Here is a 6,605-nt window from a genome sequence, read left to right on the forward strand (position 1 = left end):
TGACCGGTGACGAGAACACGAGAACGCAAGAATACGAAAACAGAAGAACGGCGGCGATTACTACGGCTGGTCGCGTTGCATTCGCTCCTCGAACCCAGCCATCCTCCGGTAGATCGGCGGCGTCAAGACGCCCAGAATCCCGACGAGAATCGCGATTCCACCGATCGGGAACAACAGCGGCTGAACCTCGAGACAGGAGTTCTGAGAGGTGATCTGAACGTAGTACTCCTCGCCCTCGTACTCGACGAGTACCCCCTCGAGAAACGCTTCTCGGTTCTGGATGTCTCCCTCGATTTTCGCTTCCTGTAGCGGGCTCTCAATCGCCTCTTCGAGAGCTTCCTGTTCGGCCGTCGTGAGTTCTGCTGCTGGAAGCGTCTCGATAGTGTCCGGGACCCCATCGTATTCGTCGACGTGAGTCGCCGTGATCGTGGGGTCTCCGCAGAGGCCGACACCGTCCTGAATCACGACGTATCCGCCGACGATCGACAGCGGGAGCCCAATTGCGATCAGAAGGACGCCAAGAAAGGGCGCAGCGTAGGTCAGTAACAGCGATTCGGACGCTATCGTCGGTTCAGTCGGTCCCGTGCCGGTAGCGGACGAGTCGTCTGTCTCGGCGGACACGTCGTCACCGCCACTCATTCGTTCTCGGCCTCCGTCGACGGACGCCGTTGTCGACCGCCGAGATACGTGATCGTTCCCGCGAGTCCCAGCCCGTAGATCCAGTGTGAGAGAATCACGAAGATGAGGTACGTAACAAGCTCAAGGCCGGTCTGTCCGGTATAGAAGGCGATCGCGAAGCCAGATGCGATAACCGTCGCGTACCACAGCCCCGTCACGAACGTGAGTTCACCCGGGAGATATTCCCCCAGCGAGAGGAACAACAGCGGCCAGACCGTCATCCCCGCAAAGAGGAACAGCGCGTAGCCGAGTCCGATGTTCGCCGGTAACCCGACGAGCGTCGCGAGGTCCGCGAACGTCGCGAGATCGAACACGCCCAGGGCGACTGCCAGCAGGAGCATCCCCGACATGAGCACGGTCCCGAAGAGGCCGCCGGCCGCGCCTGCTCCCGCGTCGTTCGCGACGGTCCGTGCGACCGGCTTGATCCGACTGTAGATCGAGAGCGGGCGGTCCTCTCGTGCGGGAACGTACGACGGACGGGTCTCTTCCGGTTCGGTCGGCGCGACGCCGCGCTTGCGTTCGAGGCGGTCCTCGAACCACCGCCACTCGGGCGTGAACTGCTCGGTTGCCTTCAATTCCCACGGATCGGCGGTCTCGACCGGCTTCCCCTGAAAGTACGACCAGATCATGTTATAGAGCCACATGAGTACGCTAATACCGATAAGGAAGGCCCCAACGGTTGCGACGATCTGCAGTCCCGAGTACTCCGCCGGATAGGTCGCGTACCGACGAGGCAACTCGAGATATCCAAGCGCCAACAGCGTCAAAAACGTGAGTGCAGAGCCGACAACAAGCAACGATGATTGGAAAATCGCCAGTCTGCGATCGTACATACGGCCCGTGATTAGGGGGTACCAGTAATAACTCGCGGCGAACATCATCAGCGGGATGATCCCCATGACGATGAGGTGGAAGTGGCCGACGACGTAGTAGGTCCCGTGATAGATGATATCCACGGGAATAACGGCCAGGAAGATGCCCGTAACACCGGCGACGATAAACAGCCCGATCGAGCTAATACAGAGGATCGTCGGCGCAGCCAGCCTCACATCGCCGTTCCACATCGTAGTGATCCAGTTGAACACCTTGATCGCACTTGGCACGGCAATCGCAATTGAGGTCGCCATGAAACTCGCCCGAACGCGCGGGTCAACCCCGGTCGTAAACATGTGGTGCGCCCAGACGCCGAACGAGAGTACGCCGATCGCGATCGTCGAATAGACGATGAACTTGAATCCGAACAGCTTTCGACCGACGAACTTCGGCAGTATCAGGCTCATCAACCCGGTCGCCGGAAGGAAAATAATATACACCTCCGGGTGCCCCCAGAACCAGAACAGATGCTGCCAGAGAAGCGGCCCACCGCCCTCGATCGCGTAGAACGTCGTCCCAAAGTTCCGGTCAAACAGCAACATTAAGACAGCCGTACCGAGCAGCGGAAACGCAAAGACGATAATCGAACTCGTGACGAGCATGTTCCATGAGAAGATATCGAGATTCGCCCAGCCGATCGACTCGTCGCGCTCGTAGATGATCGTCGTGATGAAGTTGATCGCACCGATCGTGGTAGCGATGCCACTCAAATGGAGGCCTAACAGGAGGAAATTCGTCTGTGGATTCGGAGCCAATGATAGCGGCGGGTACATCGTCCAGCCGATCGCTGGCTCCTGAAACGCGAGCAAGACGGACAGGAAGTCGCGCGGAACAACGACCGCGAGTATCGATCCCGTTACTTCGGCGACGATTCCCAGACGTGCAAGCAAAAGCGATGGCGGTAACAACCAGAATCCGATCGCGTTGAGCCGCGGAAACGCCATGTCGTCGGCCCCGATCAACAACGGCAGGAAGTAGTTCCCGATCCCGAAAAACACCGGCGCGACGAAGAAAATGAGCATCGTCAGACCGTGCATCGTGAACAGTTCGTTGTACGTCTGTTCGGTCCAGAGGTTCGCCGACGGTGTCAACAGATGCGTGCGAATCATCATCGCGTCGATTCCACCCCAAATCGCCGCCACGGTACCGAACGCGATGTACAGCAATCCGATCTCGCGATGATTCGTCGTTGTCGTCCACCGAACAGCAGCCGCTTTCACGTCCGCGAGACCGAACTGGCGCGACCGACCCACAGCATAGCCGCCGTCCGGCGACGGCTCGGCTCGCAGCCGCTGTGCTAGAAGGGCAACCAGAAGACAACCGATAATGATAGCGCCAAACAACGATACTTCTACGAGTGCACGGTTCATCGTTGCCCGTCACCTCCCCTGCCCCAACTACATCGCTCGTCGTCCTGCATACCGGTATCGTCACCATCAATCCCAATAAAGATGAATTCAGCTAGCCGTGAGTTTCCGTACAACTTATATCTCCTCTCTCGGTCACTCTCTTCCGTACTTATCTGATATCGTTACAGTTCACTGAGCTATGCAGGACGTATATCAGCCTGGTTGTTGAAGCCCCTCCAATGAGTAGCCGCCGACGAACGATCGTCGCATTTGCCATCGCGACGCTTTCAAACCTCGTACTGGCCGGCACAGTTGCTGCACAGTCGGAAAACCGAGAACTTATCGACGGCCTCGAGTACCAACTGCTCTACGTCGCCCTTCCGCTCACCCTATTCGTCCTCGTGATACTCATCTATGCGGCCGTCAAGTTCCACGACAACGACGACCCCGAGCCGACCACGGAAGATCCCGCTCTCGAAATTACCTGGACCGCCGCAACAGCAATTATCCTGCTGTTCGTCGGCCTCTCCGGTTACAGCGTTCTCGTCAACCCGTACGTCTCTCCCTCACAGGCGATCGGTGGGGGTACCAGCGGCCAAGGAACGGTCGAATCGTTCGACGACCTCCCCGACACCGCCGACGAAGAAATTTACGTCCAGGGCTACCAGTGGTCGTGGCAAGCGAACTACCCCGACTCGAACATCACGACCGAAAATGAACTCGTGATACCCGCCAATGAGAACGTGACGATCTGGCTCACCAGTGACGACGTTATCCACTCGCTGTTCGTCCCCGATCTGGGTATCAAACAGGACGCGTTCCCCGGCGACTACACCCGCGCCCGAACAATCGCCGAACCCGGCCGCTATGACGCCGTCTGCGCCGAGTTCTGCGGTGCTGGTCACTCGCGGATGGACGCTGACGTCATCGTCGTCGAACCTGAAACCTACGACCAGTGGATCGAAGAACACGACGGCGAGGGGACCGTCACCGACACACCGGAACCCGAGTGAAAACAGCAGGCGCTCGACCGACACTCATCACCGAACTCCTCGAACGAGCATGTAAGAGTTAAACGATGCAGGCACTTAGATCACCTACGTGCCTTTAGTCCCCGTCCGAGCAAACCCATTCGGGTGCGATGACAGTACGGCGAACCCGGGCACGTGACAGCAGCATCTGGAGGATGCCACGACTTCTGGCGTTCTCTCACCCGGCACGAGGGTTAGCCAGCCGACGCGGCACGCCGCCACGGGATGAGGCTGGACGTTAGTGTTCCGGGTGACACGCTTCAAATCTGACCGAATAGTATACCGAATCGCTTCGTATGGCGACTTCTCGGTACGGCCATCCGACAGAAGACGCACCCAGCAGTACCTTCATCGGTTCTCAAACGGGCTTTTTATCGCTCTCCGTGGAAGGGCGCCTATGACCGACAACCCAGCACACGAGGAGTTCGATGTCGTCGTCATCGGAGGCGGACCGGCCGGACTCAGCGCTGCTCTGTACTGTACGCGCCTCGGCAATCAAACGGCGCTCATCAACCGCGGCGGCGGCCGCGCCGCAATGATGCAGGACGTCCACAACGTCATCGGTATCACCGAGGAAACAGCCGGTAAGGAACTCCTCTCGACGGGTGTCGAACAACTCCGGGAATACGGGTGTACCGTCTATCGAGACGTAATCTCGTCCTGTTCAACGGAAACACCAGAATCAGAATCAGAATTAGCACCCACTGAGACTCGTTCCGAAAGTGACAGCGAAGACGGAACCAATTCTACCACCGATATCGATACCTCGAACCCCAATACACTCGACAACACAACCGCTCCGCCACAAATCACCCTCTCTGGCACCGAAACCACCTACACCGCTGATTACGTCGTTCTCGCGACCGGCTTTACCGACGTCCGTCCAGACCCACCACTTCCCCGAACCGGCCGCGGACTCCACTACTGTCTTCACTGTGATGCATACATGTTTATCGACGAACCCGTCTACGTGATGGGTACCTCTGAAAGCGCCGCCCACGTCGCCACAATCATGCTCAACTTCACCGATACCGTCGACCTCCTCACACGCGGTGACCCCCCAACCTGGAGTGACGACACCGACACCGTTCTCAAAAACCATCCAATCGACATCATCCACGAGGACGTTTCCGGCGTCCAGAACGACGCAGACGGGTGGCTAACTGCCCTCGAATTCGAAGACGGAACCATCCGCGAATACACCGGCGGCTTCGCAATGTATGGCGCAGACTATAACAACGGCCTCGCAAACGAACTCGGCTGTGAACTCAACGACGACGGCACCGTCGCCGTCGACGACCACGGCCAAACCTCCGTCGAAAACGTCTACGCCGTTGGCGACCTGACACCCGGCCACAATCAAGTCCCCATCGCACTCGCGGACGGAGCCAAAGCCGGCATTTCGATTCACTGGCAACGCAGACCGTTTCCGCGTGATCTCGATCTTCTCGATGAACTCGGCCCCGTCCGCGCCGAAGAAGTCCCCGGACTCCCAGATGAACTCCTCGAACGCGCGATCGAATTCCACACCTACGACTAATAATCGCAGTACCCGCGGCTACAGGACACGGGACTCCACCACTACCCCCTCTCGACAGCACACTAGGGAAGAAACAACCCAACACAGCACAACACAGCACTTACTCCCACAACCACCCACCCTGCATCACTCGTTCCACCACGACACCGACTTCAACGCCCGCCTCCCAATTCCAGATTCGACCCAGCAGTAATCTCCTTTCCAGACCCGATCGAAGCCTCATCCCCATCGAAAAACTCACGTGGGCTACTTGCTTCCCCACCCTCCTCCTCAACTGCACTTACCTGTGCAACCAATTCCTGAACTCGCTCGAACGCCGCCGTCGCTCGAACCGTATTCTCCTTCTCTCCGTACTCAACTTCAACCATCCCGTGATCAGCGAGACGCGGCAACTGCTGATGGTGCAACGACATCGCTATCGACTCCGTCTCCACTCCCTGCTCCCACTCTGCTACCTGTTGCGTAAGCTCGACAACACTCGCAGCATCTCCATCTAAAAAAGAATACATGAGATGTCGGCATCGTGAACTCGACAAAAGCTCGTACACAGTATCGAGTTCAGAACCACTGTGATCTGACATGATGTGTGTCTACCAGTCACACCCCGATAAACCTCGCTCCAAATAAATTTGGGACGCGCTTCGATCGCCCTGCTTTCTACTCGATTCGCAAACGGACTCTCGATCTGAACTCGGATCTATACCGACAGATATCACTACCAGCGATAGTGGGCGGGAGTTAGTACTAGACAATTGCAATTATGAAATATAAACTGCCCCACACAGCCGCTGCTGTGTGGGGCAACTACGTATGAGTATGAGTATGAGTGGAGGCGGCGAATCGAATTTCCCAGAGGATCTCTCACTCCAGTACTCGCCGATACGCAGGCGGGCTTATCAACCGTGTTCNGGGATGGGTACGGGAGGTTCCCCGCCGCTGTGGCCGCCCTAACGCCGATCAACGGAATCGAACCGTTGTCAAACCATAATCGGTGGTATGACCAGTATGTCCGTGTAGTCCAGTTTGCGTCCGGACCCGTTCACGGGTCCGATCCAGATGCAGTATGAATGTGTGGCTTGGCCGATTAGTGCTCGCGGGCTCAACGTCTCGTTGCCTCGACGCGTACACCCCGAG

The 6,605-nt window shown here is 57.7% G+C and carries 5 protein-coding genes and 1 rRNA gene; 2 read left to right on the forward strand and 4 right to left on the reverse strand.

Annotated features, from left to right (window positions below):
- Positions 1 to 60 precede the first annotated feature (60 nt).
- Positions 61 to 639 carry a hypothetical protein gene (locus tag C480_RS16520; RefSeq protein WP_006666759.1) on the reverse strand — a complete coding sequence of 193 codons (579 nt, stop codon included), beginning with the start codon at positions 637 to 639 and terminating at the stop codon, positions 61 to 63.
- A complete protein-coding gene (locus tag C480_RS16525; RefSeq protein WP_049903842.1) occupies positions 636 to 2,921 on the reverse strand; it encodes a DUF6789 family protein in 2,286 nt (761 codons plus the stop codon). The genes C480_RS16520 and C480_RS16525 overlap by 4 nt, the downstream gene beginning before the upstream one ends.
- Before the next feature lie 218 nt (positions 2,922 to 3,139).
- Here C480_RS16525 and coxB point away from each other — a divergent pair, with 218 nt between their 5' ends.
- Both coxB and C480_RS16535 read left to right on the forward strand, forming a co-directional pair.
- Positions 3,140 to 3,913: a cytochrome c oxidase subunit II gene (gene coxB / locus C480_RS16530; RefSeq protein ID WP_006666761.1), complete on the forward strand. Its 774-nt coding sequence runs from the start codon at positions 3,140 to 3,142 to the stop codon at positions 3,911 to 3,913.
- Positions 3,914 to 4,328: 415 nt separating this feature from the next.
- Positions 4,329 to 5,471, forward strand: a complete 1,143-nt coding sequence (locus C480_RS16535) for an NAD(P)/FAD-dependent oxidoreductase (protein ID WP_006666762.1) — start codon at positions 4,329 to 4,331, stop codon at positions 5,469 to 5,471.
- Positions 5,472 to 5,623: 152 nt separating this feature from the next.
- Here C480_RS16535 and C480_RS16540 read toward each other — a convergent pair whose 3' ends face one another.
- Together C480_RS16540 and rrf are read right to left on the reverse strand one after the other, a co-directional pair.
- Positions 5,624 to 6,052 carry a DUF7344 domain-containing protein gene (locus C480_RS16540; protein WP_241433845.1) on the reverse strand — a complete coding sequence of 143 codons (429 nt, stop codon included), beginning with the start codon at positions 6,050 to 6,052 and terminating at the stop codon, positions 5,624 to 5,626.
- 246 nt (positions 6,053 to 6,298) lie between these two features.
- Positions 6,299 to 6,421: ribosomal RNA gene (gene rrf / locus C480_RS16545) — 5S ribosomal RNA — on the reverse strand.
- Between the last annotated feature and the right edge of the window lie 184 nt (positions 6,422 to 6,605).

This window comes from Natrialba aegyptia DSM 13077, assembly GCF_000337535.1.
GTDB classification, from domain to species: domain Archaea; phylum Halobacteriota; class Halobacteria; order Halobacteriales; family Natrialbaceae; genus Natrialba; species Natrialba aegyptia.